This is a genomic window from Nocardiopsis algeriensis, assembly GCF_014203695.1.
Classification (GTDB): domain Bacteria; phylum Actinomycetota; class Actinomycetes; order Streptosporangiales; family Streptosporangiaceae; genus Nocardiopsis; species Nocardiopsis algeriensis.
Map to the genome: position 1 here is coordinate 73,717 of NZ_JACHJO010000004.1, position 14,178 is coordinate 87,894.

General features: G+C 66.6%; 18 protein-coding genes. 11 read left to right on the forward strand and 7 right to left on the reverse strand.

Annotated elements, in window-relative coordinates:
* Positions 1-46 precede the first annotated feature (46 nt).
* Positions 47-478 (forward strand): DUF2000 domain-containing protein, encoded by a 432-nt coding sequence (locus FHS13_RS06935; protein WP_184289392.1) that lies wholly within the window; start codon positions 47-49, stop codon positions 476-478.
* A gap of 116 nt (positions 479-594) precedes the next feature.
* Here the strand turns inward: FHS13_RS06935 and FHS13_RS06940 are convergent, their stop codons facing one another.
* Together FHS13_RS06940 and FHS13_RS06945 are read right to left on the reverse strand one after the other, a co-directional pair.
* Positions 595-1,539: a Scr1 family TA system antitoxin-like transcriptional regulator gene (locus FHS13_RS06940; RefSeq protein WP_184289394.1), complete on the reverse strand. Its 945-nt coding sequence runs from the start codon at positions 1,537-1,539 to the stop codon at positions 595-597.
* Complete coding sequence (locus FHS13_RS06945) at positions 1,523-2,050, reverse strand: DUF6879 family protein (RefSeq protein WP_184289397.1); 528 nt, start codon at positions 2,048-2,050, stop codon at positions 1,523-1,525. Before FHS13_RS06945 ends, FHS13_RS06940 begins: the two co-directional genes overlap by 17 nt.
* A gap of 470 nt (positions 2,051-2,520) precedes the next feature.
* Here FHS13_RS06945 and FHS13_RS06950 point away from each other — a divergent pair, with 470 nt between their 5' ends.
* The 7 genes from FHS13_RS06950 to FHS13_RS06980 all read left to right on the forward strand — a co-directional run bounded on the left by FHS13_RS06950 (position 2,521) and on the right by FHS13_RS06980 (position 7,273).
* Entirely contained in the window at positions 2,521-2,721 is a 201-nt protein-coding gene (locus tag FHS13_RS06950; RefSeq protein WP_184289400.1) for a hypothetical protein, read from the forward strand.
* Positions 2,721-3,275 carry a DUF6879 family protein gene (locus FHS13_RS06955; RefSeq protein WP_184289403.1) on the forward strand — a complete coding sequence of 185 codons (555 nt, stop codon included), beginning with the start codon at positions 2,721-2,723 and terminating at the stop codon, positions 3,273-3,275. The genes FHS13_RS06950 and FHS13_RS06955 overlap by 1 nt, the downstream gene beginning before the upstream one ends.
* A complete protein-coding gene (locus tag FHS13_RS06960; RefSeq protein ID WP_184289406.1) occupies positions 3,276-4,115 on the forward strand; it encodes a Scr1 family TA system antitoxin-like transcriptional regulator in 840 nt (279 codons plus the stop codon). It begins immediately after the preceding gene.
* 159 nt (positions 4,116-4,274) lie between these two features.
* Entirely contained in the window at positions 4,275-4,388 is a 114-nt protein-coding gene (locus FHS13_RS06965) for an albusnodin family lasso peptide (protein WP_184289409.1), read from the forward strand.
* The gene (locus FHS13_RS06970; RefSeq protein WP_184289412.1) at positions 4,381-6,078 is read left to right on the forward strand and encodes an albusnodin/ikarugamycin family macrolactam cyclase; all 1,698 of its coding nucleotides are present in this window, start codon (positions 4,381-4,383) and stop codon (positions 6,076-6,078) included. The genes FHS13_RS06965 and FHS13_RS06970 overlap by 8 nt, the downstream gene beginning before the upstream one ends.
* An 86-nt stretch (positions 6,079-6,164) precedes the next feature.
* Complete coding sequence (locus FHS13_RS06975; protein WP_246404889.1) at positions 6,165-6,698, forward strand: lasso peptide biosynthesis B2 protein; 534 nt, start codon at positions 6,165-6,167, stop codon at positions 6,696-6,698.
* A complete protein-coding gene (locus FHS13_RS06980) occupies positions 6,695-7,273 on the forward strand; it encodes a GNAT family N-acetyltransferase (protein WP_343064934.1) in 579 nt (192 codons plus the stop codon). The genes FHS13_RS06975 and FHS13_RS06980 overlap by 4 nt, the downstream gene beginning before the upstream one ends.
* A gap of 750 nt (positions 7,274-8,023) precedes the next feature.
* On the opposite strand, the gene FHS13_RS06985 is transcribed toward FHS13_RS06980, so the two are convergent.
* The 3 genes from FHS13_RS06985 to FHS13_RS06995 all read right to left on the reverse strand — a co-directional run bounded on the left by FHS13_RS06985 (position 8,024) and on the right by FHS13_RS06995 (position 9,183).
* Positions 8,024-8,254: a hypothetical protein gene (locus tag FHS13_RS06985; RefSeq protein WP_221442511.1), complete on the reverse strand. Its 231-nt coding sequence runs from the start codon at positions 8,252-8,254 to the stop codon at positions 8,024-8,026.
* A 63-nt stretch (positions 8,255-8,317) separates the two neighbouring features.
* Positions 8,318-8,746: a hypothetical protein gene (locus FHS13_RS06990; RefSeq protein ID WP_184289420.1), complete on the reverse strand. Its 429-nt coding sequence runs from the start codon at positions 8,744-8,746 to the stop codon at positions 8,318-8,320.
* Between the two features lie 14 nt (positions 8,747-8,760).
* Positions 8,761-9,183, reverse strand: coding sequence for a hypothetical protein (locus FHS13_RS06995; protein ID WP_184289423.1), 423 nt, complete (start codon positions 9,181-9,183; stop codon positions 8,761-8,763).
* A 154-nt stretch (positions 9,184-9,337) separates the two neighbouring features.
* On the opposite strand from FHS13_RS06995, the gene FHS13_RS21845 reads away from it, so the two are divergent.
* Positions 9,338-10,543: a histidine kinase gene (locus FHS13_RS21845; RefSeq protein ID WP_184289425.1), complete on the forward strand. Its 1,206-nt coding sequence runs from the start codon at positions 9,338-9,340 to the stop codon at positions 10,541-10,543.
* Positions 10,540-11,244, forward strand: a complete 705-nt coding sequence (locus tag FHS13_RS07005; protein ID WP_184289428.1) for a response regulator — start codon at positions 10,540-10,542, stop codon at positions 11,242-11,244. Before FHS13_RS21845 ends, FHS13_RS07005 begins: the two co-directional genes overlap by 4 nt.
* Before the next feature lie 290 nt (positions 11,245-11,534).
* Here the strand turns inward: FHS13_RS07005 and FHS13_RS07010 are convergent, their stop codons facing one another.
* A complete protein-coding gene (locus tag FHS13_RS07010) occupies positions 11,535-12,713 on the reverse strand; it encodes a phosphatidylserine decarboxylase (protein ID WP_343064935.1) in 1,179 nt (392 codons plus the stop codon).
* 439 nt (positions 12,714-13,152) lie between these two features.
* Here FHS13_RS07010 and FHS13_RS07015 point away from each other — a divergent pair, with 439 nt between their 5' ends.
* Positions 13,153-13,638, forward strand: a complete 486-nt coding sequence (locus FHS13_RS07015) for an HD domain-containing protein (protein WP_221442539.1) — start codon at positions 13,153-13,155, stop codon at positions 13,636-13,638.
* Here FHS13_RS07015 and FHS13_RS07020 read toward each other — a convergent pair.
* Positions 13,626-14,102: an NUDIX domain-containing protein gene (locus FHS13_RS07020; protein WP_184289434.1), complete on the reverse strand. Its 477-nt coding sequence runs from the start codon at positions 14,100-14,102 to the stop codon at positions 13,626-13,628. The genes FHS13_RS07015 and FHS13_RS07020 overlap by 13 nt on opposite strands.
* Positions 14,103-14,178: the final 76 nt, after the last annotated feature.

Genomic DNA, 14,178 nt, shown 5'->3' on the forward strand with positions numbered 1-14,178 from the left:
AGATCGTACAAGACCCGGCACCGGCCGCCCAGGTTGAATCACGTGCATGGAAACCACCGACGAGCCCGTTCGTTTCGACACGAAGATCGCCGTTGTCCTACGTGACGACCTGTATGTGTGGCAGCGCCTCAACATGACCGCTTTTCTGGTCAGCGGTATCGGCCGAGAGGTCCCCGAAGTGATCGGTGAGCCCTACTCCGACGCCGACGGAACCGAATACCTGCCGATGTTCCGCCAACCGGTGCTGGTCTTCGAGGCGTCCAAGGAGGCGCTGGCGGCATGCCACCAGCGCGCCCTGAGGCGCCGGATGCCCCTTTCGGTCTTCACCACGGACCTTTTCACCACCGGCAACGACAGGGACAACCGAAGGGCCGTGCGCGCTGTGCACCGGGACCAGCTCGACCTCGCCGGCATGGCCCTGTACGGTCCGCGCAATGCCGTGGACAAAGTTCTCAAGGGCACCCGCATGCACCCCTGAATGGGTACATGGACGTGGGATCGCCAACAGGGATTCATCACCGAAGGGGAAACCGGGAACGCACTCCCATCGCGGACGAGAAAGGCATTCTCCGAAAGGAACATCGCCGGTCCGGATCATGTGCGACGCGGTGTTCGTCCGAGGCCGGATCGGGCACCCCGGACCGCAGCGCTTCCCATTGCGAGCCGGGGGCCGGTGGCGAACCCGGGGTTCCCTCGGGCCCACCGGCTTACCGGTCGGTCGTCCGCCCAGGATCGAAGTCGGCGCCGGGCGTCTTCACCGAACAGGGCGTGCTCCTCGTACATGGCGAACAGCTTGCGGTAGGTGGCCACGTCCCGCGGGTCCCGGAAGGCCAGGCGCCCGGTGAACGTCTCCAGGGTCGCCGGCCGGTCGTCGTAGACGGTGAAGGTGTTCATCGGCCCGCGAGGAATCACAGTGCCGTTGGGTATCACCCCCAGCTTCACACCCGGCAGCCCGGACACGTCGATCAGGTGCTCGATCTGGGCGGTCATCTGCTCGGACGGGACAATGGCCCACCGCGCGGCCTGTTCGGTGAGCACGAAGGCGAACGACCTCCTGTGGTCGCCGAGGACGGACTGTCGCCGGATCTTCTTGGACATGACCGGGGAGACGTCCCTCGGGGAATGGGCCAGGCTCGCCCGGATGTGGGCGGGTGTGGCGAGCAGGCCGGTGACCATGGTCGGCAGGAAGTAGCGCATCTCGGTGGCGGAGGACTCCAGTGCCCGGAGTTCGTCCTGACGGGTCTCCAGTCCTCTGCGCCACAGCGTCCGCTTGTCCTGCCATTCGGTGTTGGCCGGCCGTGACAGCGCCAGCACTTCCCGGCTCTGCTCCTCGGTCGCGCCCAGAGCCGTCAGCAGCCGGTCGATGTCGACCAAAGTAGGGGTGAGCCGACCGGTTTCGATCTTGCTGATCTTGCTCTGGGACATGGCGCAACGCCGGGCGAGCCGTTCTCCCGACAGGCCGGTGTCCTGCCGCAGCCGCCGGAGGGCCTCCCCCAGCCGTGCACGCCCTGCGGTGAGTTTCTCAGGTTCCAGAGCCACCCTGGAACTCTGTGTAGGGCGTGAACGGCACGCCGACCTCCACCGCGATCCTCTTCCATTTCAGGTAGGGGGCGATATCTCCTTCCACGACCTCGCGGTTGATCTGGGTTCCGTCGGGGCGGTAGTTGAGCCGGACGACCCTGGTCTCGTCGAACATCCAGAAGTCGGAGTCCGGCAGGCCGAGGTCGCTTTCCGTCAGATCGAGGATGCGGATGTCCTCGCCCGCGGCGATGTTGCCGGGGATGCCCCAGGCGAACTGGTAGCGCTGGTAGTCGGTGAGGGGCCTTCGTACGACACGGACCCGGCCGACATACTTGCCGCGCCCCCGATAGTCCCTGACCCTCGCGTGCCACTTCGCATTGTGTCCCTCGGGTTTGGGCTCACTGCGGAGGAAGCGTGCGAGGCTCTCGGCCTCTTTCGGCATCGTGTACACGGGCCGGGTCTCCAAACGCCAGGCCTGCGACGTGAATCCGTCGAAGTATCTGCGCCAGGATTCACCATCCAAGAGCATCGAAGGCCTCCCGGAGCACGCTGTGAGGGATTTCCACGAGGTTTTCGCCTTCGGGTGGGGGTGAAACCGGTGTACGCGGCCCCCTGCACCACGAAAGTTCCCCTTGTCGTCCGGTAGACGTTGGGACAGTCGTCGTCGGAGGCGGAGCCGCCACTCCCCAGCTCCCCCAGGCGCCGTTCCGACACCTCCTGCTTCTCCAGTGCGCGGTCGCGTTCGGCCTCGGCCAAAGGCATCAGCATCACTCCCTTCCCGACGGGGACCGAGCCGGCCCCAGACCGGCAAGCTTCGGACGGTTTTCGTGCGGCTGGGGTCAGAGCCGGATGGAACAAGGAAGCCTTCTCTCCCTCACGCAGTAGTACAGGAGGCCTTCCATGGCCACATCCGGTCACAGAAAGCGCCTCGTACATCACTCTCGACCATGACATGCTTCTGGGGAAGAATATTCGCGACTATGCGAGAAAGGCGGCCTCATGCGCCTGACATTCCTGGGAACCGACAGCGAGGGCGGCAAGTGCCCCACCCTCTACCGCACCGACCGGGGGACAATCGTCGTCCAGGGTTACAAGGTCACCGACCCTGAGGCGCTCGGGGATGTCCGTGACCTGGCAGCGAACGAGACCTTGGTCGAGATCCCCCGCGAGCTCCTGCGCTACGCCGACGAGGGTCCCTGATGGGCCGATTTCTGAGTGAGGAGGAGTTCTCCGCCCAGTTCTCCGGTTTCGAGCGCTCCGCATGGAAGCTGGAGGTCCGGGACCGCTACAACGTCCCCGAGGAGGCCGAGACCCTGCACCGCTTCCTCGACACCGGCGACCTCGGACGAAGCAAGGACCACGCACGGACCTCGCCCTGGCACCGGAACGTCACCGCCACCACCCGGCAGGGCAAGGTCTGGCAACGCGTCCGCGTCGTCTCCGAACCTCTGAGCGGCTACATCGCCTGGGAGCACGCCGTCACCCGCTTCAACATCGAGGCGGGAGAGGACATCCGCTGGCTTCCCCGCTCCCACCCTTCGGTGGCCGAACTGCCCGACCTCGATTTCTGGCTGTTCGACGACAGCTGGGTCTGTGTCCTGCACTTCGACAGCGACGACGTCCCACGGGAACTGGAGCGCATCGACGGCACCGACGAAGTAGCGCCCTATCTCCGGTGGCGCGACATCGCCTGGAAGCATGCGGTACCGCACAACGAGTTCGCACCGCAGGTTCCGGGGTGGTTCGATAACTAGGTGTCCCACAGCGTCGAACGAGCCCGTCGGGATCTGGGCAGAAGGCTCCGAGAGGTGCGCCGGTCCGCAGGACTGACCGGTATGCGGCTCGCGGAGCTTCTGTCGTGGAGCCAGCCCAAGGTCTCCAAGATCGAGACGGGCCGCCAGTCCCCCACCGCAGCCGAGATCACCGCGTGGACGCACGCCTGTGGCCACCCCGAGGCAGCCTCCGGGCTCATCGAGAAGCTGCACGACCTGGAGTCGATGTGGGTGGAGTGGAAGAACCAGCTGCACGGCGGTCTGGGTGGTATCCAGTCGCGTATGGCCCTGGACGAAGAGCGTGTTCGGCTCTTCCGGGTCTATGAGCCGATGATCGTCCCCGGTCTTCTCCAGACCCCGGGGTACGCGCGAGCGGTCCTCGAAGCGGCCAACCGCAAGAACGGGGTCTCCTGCGATATCGAGGAGGCCGTCGAGCAGCGGATGCGCCGTCAGGAGGTCCTCTACCGGAGGGACAAGAGGTTCCGCTTCGTCATCAGCGAAGCCGCCGTGAAGCACAGGCGAGGTGATCGGGAGACGATGACCGCCCAGATCGACCGGCTCATCACTGTCTCCACACTCCCCGCCGTTTCCTTGGGAATCATCCCCTTCGACTCCTCCCCTCCCTATCTTCCACTGCACGGGTTCTGGATGCACGACGATGATTCCGTGGTGATCGAGACCGTTTCGGCGGAATTGACCCTGACCCACCGCAGCGAGGTGGAGCAGTACGCCCATGTCTTCACCATGGCCTCGTCGGGAGCCAGGTTCCGAGGAGAGGCAAGAGATCTGCTCAGACGCGCTGCGGAGAACGACGCGTCGTAGAGCCCCTCATACACCGCCCCGTTGGCCGGCACCCGGCTCATTCTTGTTTATTCTCTCCCTCCTGCAGACCGAAGGAGAAAAGGGAATAGGCGTGCATCCCGGTGGCTTCCTCGTTCCGGTTTTCCCTACGTTTACCCCAGGCCACCAGAAAGGAGAGACATGGAAGAACATCGGGACGAGGCAGATGTGGTGATCGACCTCGGCGACGCCGCTTCTCTGACCCTCGGCGGCGAGGACCTGAGCATCGAGAACAAGCAGTCGCCCTATGACTGACCTGTTCGGTCAAGACCCTGTGCGCTGGTTCGGCGGGTGTGCTCCGTCGGGCCGGCGTGCCCCCGTTCCCGATCGCGCTACTGCACTTTGGACCACTCCTCCGCTGTGGACGGTGGGCCCCTGGCGTCGGCAGCGCATACGCACGGCCGAACGCGCGAATGTCCGTTTGGCTGTCATCGGTACGTGCTCGGCCGACGAAACCCAACTGGCTCGGGCTGTGTACGCAGACGACCTCGCCGCAGCCTCTGCACCGTGGTCGGGTTCCTTCACCGCTGTCCGGGCAACGCCGGACACGGTGGAGGTGGTCACCGACGCGGCCGGAGCGTGCCCTGTGTACACGGTGCGCACACCTGACGGACTCGTCGTGTGGGGGTCGAGCTCCCGTGCCCTGGCCGGTCTGAACGGTGCCCGTGTCGACCAGCGGTGGCTGGCTGCCTACATCGGTGACCGGCACTCCGCCCCAACGGACCTCAGCGCCTGGGAAGGAGTCGCCCCCGTCCCACCGGGCCACCGCCTCCTCCTGACTGCGGACGACACCCGTACCGAGCAGTGGTGGCGGCCCGTGCCCCTCCCCCGTGAGGAGGCGCTGGAACGCATCCGCACATCCCTGGTGGAGGGGGTGCGCGCCAGGTCACACGGTCTGCGCATGTCGACCGATCTTGCCGGAGTCGACTCCAGCGCGCTGGCCGTGCTCTCTGCGAAGTTCGGCCCGGTCACGGGTGTGACGGCCCATCCCGAGGACGCCCCCGAGGAGGGGGACCTCGGGTACGCGCGTGCCTTGTCCGTACCGGGGCTTTGCTTGCGGCTCTTCCCCATGGGTGAGGACCATCTTCCCTTCAGCACCTGCGCCGGGGGGCTCCCACCCACGGACGAGCCTCCTCCCTCTGCGGTGAGCTGGGCCGCCTTCTCGGGACAGCTCCACGCAGTCGGTCAGGACACCGACGGCTGCCATCTGACCGGCGACGGCGGGGACAACCTGTTCCTGCCGCCCCCGACGCACCTCCTCACCTTGGCCCGTCAACACCGGTGGGTGGGACTGTGGCGTGACGCGTGCGCCTGGGCCAGGTTGCGCCGACGCAGCCCGTGGCCGTACGTACGGGCAGCCCTCGCCGGTGACGCGAACGCGCTCTCTCGCTCGGCTCCGGACCCACCACCGTGGCTGTGCGTGCCGCCACCCGAGCGCGTCCAGGCCGCCGGCGCCGACGACGCGCTCGTCCGCCTGGTCAGATCGGTGGCCCGCGCCGCCGCGTCCGACATCCAGTTGGCCGACCATGTGGGGGTGGAGCAGCACAATCCCTATCTCGACGGGGCCGTGCTCGGCGCTGTCGTCTCCCTGGCTCCTCCCGACCGCTTCTCCGCCTACCGCTACAAGCCCGCGCTGATGGATGCCCTCGGCGATCTGCTACCTCCTGTGGTGCGTGGCCGTACGACCAAGGGAGCTTTCGTCCGTGACTACCACCGTGCGGTGCGCGTCCACCTGCGCTCGGTCCTGGACATGTGTGATGGGCCTCTGGCCGATGCGGGTCTGGTCGATCCGGAGAAACTGCGTTCGGCGGTACGTGCGGCGGCCCTGGGCGCCCGGGTCCCGTGGGCGCACCTGGTCACCTCCTTGGGCGCGAACCTGTGGTGGGAGTCGGTGAGCAGGACACCTGTATGCGCCTGGGGAATGTCCGGGGAGGTGCGCGCATGAGTGGACCGCCAACAGCCATGATCGACACCGGGCACGCCTTCGTACTGATCGACTACCGCACAGGGCGCACCGAGCTGCACTCGTCGATGCCCGCAGAGCACGACGGCCCCGTGGTCCGCCTGGACCACCGTCGGCGTTCCTGGGGCACGGAGGAGGCGTCAACGGTTCTCGCGTCGCAGCCGGCGCGCGGTCTCGTATGGCGGGTTCTCTGCATACCGGCGATTGCCGCAACGGCTGCGGTCCTGTACTGCGGCCCCCGGAGGCGGCGTATGCGGTGGCTCATCGCCCTCGCGCGACTGGGCCGTGGGCTGTCTCCCGCACGGACTCAACACGTCCATGCGGCGGTGACTGCTGTGCGTGCCGTATCGACCAACCTCCCGGGGAGGTGGGCGTGCTTGGAGCAGTCCGTTGCGGCCGCGCTGCTGTTGGCGCTGGTGGGGCGACGCGCTGAATGGCGCCACGGCGTGGCCTCCGACCCCGTCCGGCTGCACGCGTGGATCGTCGGCCCCGATGGACGGCCGGTGGGCGAAGGGCCCGACATCGCTGCCTTCACCGCCGTGCTCACACCCGATGGCCTTGCCACACCGGTCCGGGGCTTTGAAACGGAGAAGACACTGTGAACGAAACACCACACCTGCTGCTGTCCGGGCCCGCTCTCGCCCTGGGCATGCCCCGACGCGAGATGCTGCGTTCCTACCACGCCTGGGAGAACGACGCCGCGACCCTGATGGGTTACGGCAACCAGGTGCCCCAGTCGTGGGAGACACGCGAGGCAGGGTGGGAGCGCCAGCGCGGCAACATCAACTATCCCCAGTTCGAGGTGGTGCGCCTCGAGGACCGCGTACCGGTGGGCATGACCACCCTGGAGATCAACCGGTTCGTGCGCAGCGCCGAGTTCGTCATGCTCCTGGCCCCCGAGGAACGCGGCAAGGGGTATGCGGCCGAGGCCACGCGCCTGACCCTGGACTGGGCCTTCCACGTGGCTGCGCTGCGCACCGTCTGGCTCAAGGTGCTGGAGCCCAACACCGCCGGGATCCGCGCCTACGAGAAGGCCGGCTTCCGCCACGCCGGACGGTTGCGCCGAGCCGGGTTCTGGATGGGCCGCCCCGTCGACGAACTGCTGATGGACGCCCTGCCCGAGGACCTCCCCGGTCCCTCTGCGGTCCCGTTCCCCCAGCAGGAGGAGAACGAGTAACCAGACGCTGCGGTGGCGGCCGTGCCGGGACCTGCTCGGCGCGGCCCCAACTGACAGAGAGGACGCGGCCGCAACCGGGTCCGCGTGTCCAGTCGGCACCGCAACCACTCGGCCACCGTCCACACCGCAGGGTCCGTCCGGGCCGCTTCGATACTTCGGACTCTGCGCAGGGCGGCTCGGACCGCCTCCCGAGGGGCGAACCCACCACAGCGCACCTGGCACCGCTCCCCGGGCAGATGTCCCAGATCGACCGCGAAGTACCAGCTCCCGTGACCTCGCTCCTTCAGCCGCGGACACGTCCTCTCACCCACACCAGGAGTACGGCACCCGCACCTCGTGAACACCGAACCGACCCCGGACATGACCACCACCCCCACACCCAGCCTCACCTCTGACAACGAGGCTCAGGGAAACGAGTGCTGGGAGGCGACCCCGACAGGCCAGAGCCTCCATCACCTCCGGCACGAAACAGGGGTCGGCGACCGCCGATGCCCTGTGGTACGCGGACCTGACCAGCAGCCCCACCGGCCGTGCAACCCCGTTCGAGGCGCGGGTCGAGGAAATCCTCACGCGCTACGCACCCAGCTCGGTGGTGCACGAGTCCATCTCCGCGGCCTGGTCTGCTTTCACCGGTGCGGTACGCAGAACCCGGGAGCGGCGAGCAGTTCTTGATCACTGCTGATCTGGATGAAGCCGGGTCCGCCGTCGAGGCGGAGGCGGTAGCGGCGGGAAAGGCCCCCGCGCTGCGGCTCACTCCTCAGGCGTCTTCTCCGACGTGCGCTTCAGGCTCCGGTTGTAGATCAGAACCGCGATGACGGCTCCGAGTACAGCGAGGACGGGTATGAGAGAGCCGATCACGATGCCGGGGCCGATCGGGATGGTCCCGTTGCTGAGGAAGGCAGTCGCCAGAAGGTCTTGGATGATGAGCGCGAGCAGCACCCCGCCGATGGCACCGAGCGCTCCTAGTCCGAGTTGTCGCACTGTGCACCTTTTCCTTGGATTGCCTCCGCGCGGACCTGGACAGTGGAGGCGCGAGACAGATGATCAGGGCTTTTCGGTCGGAGATGTCCGTGCGCGTCGCACGAGGAAGCGATGGTCGGTCAGGAGGGCGCTGACGACGCCCAGGACAGCGAGCGCGAGGGTGACCGCGCCGAGCAGGAGCGCCGGGGTCGGCGGAAGGTCGCCGGGCACGATGAATCGGGCAAGAAGGCCGATGAGGAGCCCGCCGGTCAGGCCGAGAATGCCGACGCCGACCTTGCGTATCGAGGTTGCCGTCCGGTGGGTGTTCCTCGCTGGGACAGTCCCGGCGAAAGGCGGCTGCGCCGGTGTGTCGAGAGAGGCGGGGTCCGACGGGCGAGGCCGTATGACGCGGGCCCTCAGCTCCCGGACTGCGTCATGGGTACGTCCCTGATCGGCTTCGCTGCGCTCATCGGAGTCGTTCGAATCGCTGGGTTCGTAGGGTGTCGTGGTCATGGTTCTCCCCCGACTCAGCGGGACTCGACGGCATCGCGGGACCGGACGCCTCGCAGCCGCTGGAGCAGAAGCGCCAGTCCGCCGGCGGCCAGGCCCCAGATGGCGTTGACCAGCAGGATCGGGATGATCGATATGGGCATGGAGAGCGGGCCTTGGAGCTCCCCGACCAGGATCGGGGAGAGGATGCCGCTGAGGATGATGGAGAGCACCGCGTAGGTGAGCCCGGTGAACAACAGGGTCAGCACAGGGTGGGCCGTCGTGCTCAGGCCGACGGCCATGACCCAGACAGCGGAGATGACGAGGGTGATGACGATCGGCACGGAGGAAGGGCCGCTGACGTCGAGTTGGTCCTCCACGATGCGGACAAGCGGACGGACCAGCGCGAGCGCTCCGAGGCCGAGTACGAGGAGCCATGGCAGTGACTTGATTCTGTTCATACCGACAACGCTAGAAACGCACTCGTGTCCTCACATCGGCCTCGGCTCTCGACCTGTGTCGCCTCTTGTCTCGTCTTCTGTACGTCGGGAGGCGACACCGGGCATCGCCTGGAGGCTCATGACGGAGAGCACTGTCTGCTCGTAGCCTTGTGGTGTGGCTGAACGATCTTCGGTGCCCTCGGCTGGGCCGGTGGGCGGCGGTCGCCGCGCTGGACACGTGGCGCCGTGGGTCGTCGACGCGCTGCTGGGGGCGGCGGTCGCGCTCGCGCTCGCCCTCCTCATCGCCACAGGCTCGGGTGGCGCCAAGCAACCGGATGCTGTCGCGTACCTGTTCGCGGCCGGCTTCGGCGCTCTGATGTTGCTGCGGAGAAGGATGCCGCGGACGGTGCTCGTGCTCAGTGTGCTCGGGGTGTTCGCGTACTACACCCTCGACTACTCGCCGATCGGCGTCGCCGTCCCGATGCTCGGCGCCCTGTTCTCCGCAGCCGAGGCCGGGCTGATGCTGTGGTCGACAGGCTCGGCGTTCGTCGTGTTCGCGGTCTCCATGTTCTATCGGGTCTACGACGGGGGCGAGGCGATCGGACATCTCCTCGGCTACGAGTCGGTCTCCAACATCGCGCTGTTCGCCGCGGCGATCGCGCTCGGGTACAGCGTCCGAGCGCGCCGACTCCGCGCTGCTCAGCAGGTCGAGATCGCCCGGCTCACCGAAGCGCAGATCGCACGCGAAGCGGAGTTGCGGATGCAGAGCGAGCGTGAGCGCCTCTCCCGGGAACTGCACGACACACTCGGACACACCATGTCCGTCATCTCACTCCAAGCGGGCGTCGGGGCAGAAGCGGTCGGACACGACGACCGTACTGTCAGTGACGCTCTCGACCGCATACGAACGGCCAGCACGCGGTCCCTGCAAGAGCTCCGCTCGATGGTGCGCATTCTTCGCTCGGCCTCTGACCGCGACGAGACGCGGAGCATTCTTTCGCTTTCGGCGGTGCAAGAGTTGGTGGACGCTGCCGAGGGTGCCGGGATCGAGGTCACGACCGACATCACCGCAACACCTTCGGAACTGTCCGCCCCGGTCGATGCTGCGGCGTACCGCGTCATTCAGGAGTCGATCACCAACGTCGTCCGCCATGCGGACGCTACCCGTGCCCAGGTGCATGTCGGCATCCACGACGGTCGTCTCCACATCAGTGTCACCGACAACGGGCGCGGATCTGCGGCGGGCGTTGACGCGAGGGGCGGGTATGGGATGGCTGGTATGAGTGAACGAGTTCGGCTGCTCGGCGGCTCATTGACGACCCGATCGTCTGCGGGCGCCGGGTTCACCGTCGAGGCCACGATCCCTGCGAGGTTGCCGTGATCCGTGTGGTGCTGGTCGATGATCAGGAACTTGTCCGGACAGGCTTGCGCGCCCTCGCCGAACACGACGGCGACATCGAGGTCGTCGCTGAGGCCGACAACGGCAGGACAGGCATCAGTGTGGTCCGCGAGCACAAGCCGGATGTCGTTCTCATGGACATCCGGATGCCGCAGATGGATGGGATCGCCGCGACCCAGGCGATCGTGGCCGATCATTCACTTGCGAATGTGCGGGTCGTGGTGTTGACGACCTTCGACGAGGACGAGAACGTACTTGCTGCGATCCGAGCAGGATCGGCCGGTTACCTTCTCAAAGACATCGCCCCCCGCGAGTTGCGAAGCGCGATCCGCACCGTCGCCGCCGGTGACGCCCTGCTGTCACCAGCGATCACGCGAAAGGTGATGGGCGCGCTGGCAGATGGCCCGGCCATCAGCACTCGGCCGGCACTGCTCAACTCTCTCACCGAGCGTGAACGCGAGGTCCTCGCCCAGGTCGGCCGAGGCGAATCGAACGCCGAGATCGGAGCGAGCCTTCACATCAGCCCTGCCACCGCACGTACCTACGTCAGCCGCCTCCTGTCCAAGCTCTCCGCCCGCGACCGATCGCAACTGGTGATTCTCAGCTACGAATCGGGACTCATCACCCCTGGTGACAGCCCACCGACCTTCCCCTCCGAAGGCGCGAGACCTCTGGGCGGCTAGGACCTGAGGGGTTGGTGACGCGGGGGGCGGAGGGCCTCCCCTGTGCCTGGCCGACGCCATGCGTGCACCGACCACCGGCTCCTGACGCCTCCTCCCGTGGAGAGTGCTCCTGAACGGCGGCGCGGGAACTCTCTGCGCGGCCGTCGGCGGGTGGAGTCCGCAGCAGCCCCAGCCCGAGGTGGTGGATGGGCAGACCCGCTGGGCCGGCGGCATTCGCCGGGGCCGGTCGACGGACCAGGCATGTCCGAGGGCATGTGGTCGCCGTCCGCCACCGGACGGAGCACTGTCGGTCAGAAGCTCCAATGCAGGGAAGGCGTGCGCCAGGAACCGCTGAAGAGACGTCGCGTTCTCTTTGGGTCCTCGAAGGTCCCGATACGCTGTCCCTGGAGCATTTGGAGTGCCGGGAACTTTCCTTCCTCGAACAAGAGGATGTTCAGCGATCCCCCGTATTTGAAGAACCCGATCTCCTGCCCCTTCTCCACACTGACGGGTTTCTGAGGCGTCACCTGGGAGAATTCTGGTTTGAACTCGACGGAGGCGATCGAGTTCAGGCCGACGGGGACCATTCCGACACACCCGTTGCCCGCGTCGCCCGTGTCGATGACGAGGTAGCCGCGGCGGAAGTGCTCGAACATGCTGTAGTCGTAGCCGTAGCCGACGTTGCCCTTGTTGAGCAGCTCGGGGAAGTTGCGCATCCCGTAGTAGACACCGCCGATATCATCGCGTGCCTCCACCACCCTCCCTGCGACAGGTGCGTGGTACCGGTGGTACATGTTGGGCATCAGAATGCAGGACACCGCGGTGCCCCCGACGAACCTGTCGGCGTAGTCGGAGCCGTCGAGCAGCTGCCTGATGTTCATGGTGACCGTCTTGACCGGGATCCGCGTCTCCTCGGCGAGTTCGTCGACGATCATGTTGATGACGCAGTCGGCCGGGGCGACCACCACAGACGCGTCATCGGGGGCGTCGACCGGGCGCTTGCCCTCCTTCACCTCCCGGACGAAGAAATCGTTGAAGTTCTTGTAACCACCCGGTGGGACGACGTAATCGTCCATCTTCGGTCCGAGTGCCTTTTCCCATTTCCTCACCAGGCCGAGTGACTCTTCGGAGTCCATGTAGCGGCCCTGCAGGGCCGTGAAGAGAGCGGTCATCCGATACCCGGGGCCGGAGGTGACGAAGACCATTCCGTAGTCGTTCTCGTAGTTGATCCAGCTGAATTTCTCGATGTACTCCAGCCCGGTGGAGACTCCCGGCTCCCACTTGTACCACTCCCGGAAGAAGTCGCACAGGTCGTCGATCGTCTTCCCCCGCCAGTCATAGCGGACCTCCTCTGGAGTGTCCTCAGGGAGCGGTTTCGCGTGCTTGACAGCCTCGTCATACAGGGTCGCGAAGCCCCCGTAGTCGCTCTCGTACCACTTCTTGAGCAGTGCAACGAACCCGTCGATGCTCCCGACCACGTCGTTTCCCACTTTTTCTCCTCTGTCGCCTTGTGTTGGGTCCGCCCCCTGCGGTCCTGGCATTCATCGGTGATTCACCAGACGCGTTGCCATCAGCCGTGAAATAGACCGAACAACAAGATTTCTGCTCGAATGACCACCGATCATCCCGGTAGGCGCTTCGAGGCGCGGCATCGAACATCCCCCGGGGTTTCGGTCGCGTAACCCCATGCCACCTTTGTGTTTTCTTTGCACGAGGAAAATTGAGGCGATCTCGGCGGTTTTGCACCAAGATAACGTTGACAAGGAATACAAAAATTCTGTGCCGGGACGGATCTTCGCTCCCCTGGCACAGGCGTGAAGCTGGAAACCGAACAGCTGGGCGGCGCCCGGAGGAAGGTCCGCCCCCGCCGGCGGCGAACACATCTCGCACGGAGCCGTCCACACCCTGCCCGAGGGCGAGCTCGTCCGCCTGGGGTCATGGCTCCCCTCCCGACACACCGCCCGCCAGGCAGCCCCCGCCGTCCCGCCCGAGGACCGGGAGCTGCTAATCGCTACCGCGCTGGTGCACGACATCGGCTACGCACCCTCCCTGGCGAGAAGCGGGTTCCATCCGCTCGACGGCGCCCGCTGGCTGCAGGCCCAGGGCGCGGACGAGCGGATGGTGTGCCTGGTGGCCCACCACACCGGGGCCCTCTTTGAGGCCGAGCGGCGCGGCCTGGCCGACCAGCTGAGCGTCTTCGCCCGGGAGGAGTCGGCGACCTCCGACGCGCTGTGGTACGCGGACCTGACCAGCGGCCCCACCGGCTGTGCAACCACGTTCGAGGCGCGGGTCGAGGAGATCCTCACGCGCTACGCCCCCGGCTCGGTGGTGCATGAGTCCATCTCCGCAGCCAGACTCACCCTCGCCGGCGCGGTGCGCAGAACCCGGGAGCGGCTGACCGCCTATCCCAGGTAGGGCTCTGTCCGTTCCTCCAAAGCGTGGCGCACACGCAGCGCCATCGACGGATGCATCCTGTACTCCCCCACATCCTCCGGTGCCACCCACACCACCTGCGTCGACTCGCTGCTCGGTGTCGGTTCCCCGCCCGTGGCGCGGGCCCGGAAGACGAACGAGCACTCCTGGCGGCACTCGCCGTCGCTGGTGTAGTAGATGAGGTGTCCGGGGTCGGTGTACATCCCCACGAGCCCGGTGACCTCGCAATGGATTCCGGTCTCCTCCAGGGTCTCACGCACCGCGCATTCGGCCAGGTGCTCCCCCGGGTCCATGGCCCCGCCCGGCATCGCCCAATTGCCGTTGTCGCTCCGGCAGATCAGCAGCAGCCGGCCCTGACCGTCGAACACCGCCGCGTTCGCGGACGGGACGATGCTGTTCGCCGCCGGGGCGTCGGGGTCGTCGAGGTAGTCAATACGTCGTCCCACGGAATCAGGCCCTTTCCTGGCGCGATGCAGGTGTGCTGACTTCCCACACCCTGACGAAACTGGACATGTAGTGATC

Excerpts from the sequence above, each read along its gene's own strand:
- FHS13_RS06935 (WP_184289392.1), top strand. The coding sequence starts at position 47 with ATGGAAACCACCGACGAGCCCGTTCGTTTCGACACGAAGATCGCCGTT.
- FHS13_RS06945 (WP_184289397.1), bottom strand. The coding sequence starts at position 2,050 with ATGCTCTTGGATGGTGAATCCTGGCGCAGATACTTCGACGGATTCACG.
- FHS13_RS06950 (WP_184289400.1), top strand. The coding sequence starts at position 2,521 with ATGCGCCTGACATTCCTGGGAACCGACAGCGAGGGCGGCAAGTGCCCC.
- FHS13_RS06955 (WP_184289403.1), top strand. The coding sequence starts at position 2,721 with ATGGGCCGATTTCTGAGTGAGGAGGAGTTCTCCGCCCAGTTCTCCGGT.
- FHS13_RS06965 (WP_184289409.1), top strand. The coding sequence starts at position 4,275 with ATGGAAGAACATCGGGACGAGGCAGATGTGGTGATCGACCTCGGCGAC.
- FHS13_RS06970 (WP_184289412.1), top strand. The coding sequence starts at position 4,381 with ATGACTGACCTGTTCGGTCAAGACCCTGTGCGCTGGTTCGGCGGGTGT.
- FHS13_RS06975 (WP_246404889.1), top strand. The coding sequence starts at position 6,165 with ATGCCCGCAGAGCACGACGGCCCCGTGGTCCGCCTGGACCACCGTCGG.
- FHS13_RS06990 (WP_184289420.1), bottom strand. The coding sequence starts at position 8,746 with ATGACCACGACACCCTACGAACCCAGCGATTCGAACGACTCCGATGAG.
- FHS13_RS06995 (WP_184289423.1), bottom strand. The coding sequence starts at position 9,183 with ATGAACAGAATCAAGTCACTGCCATGGCTCCTCGTACTCGGCCTCGGA.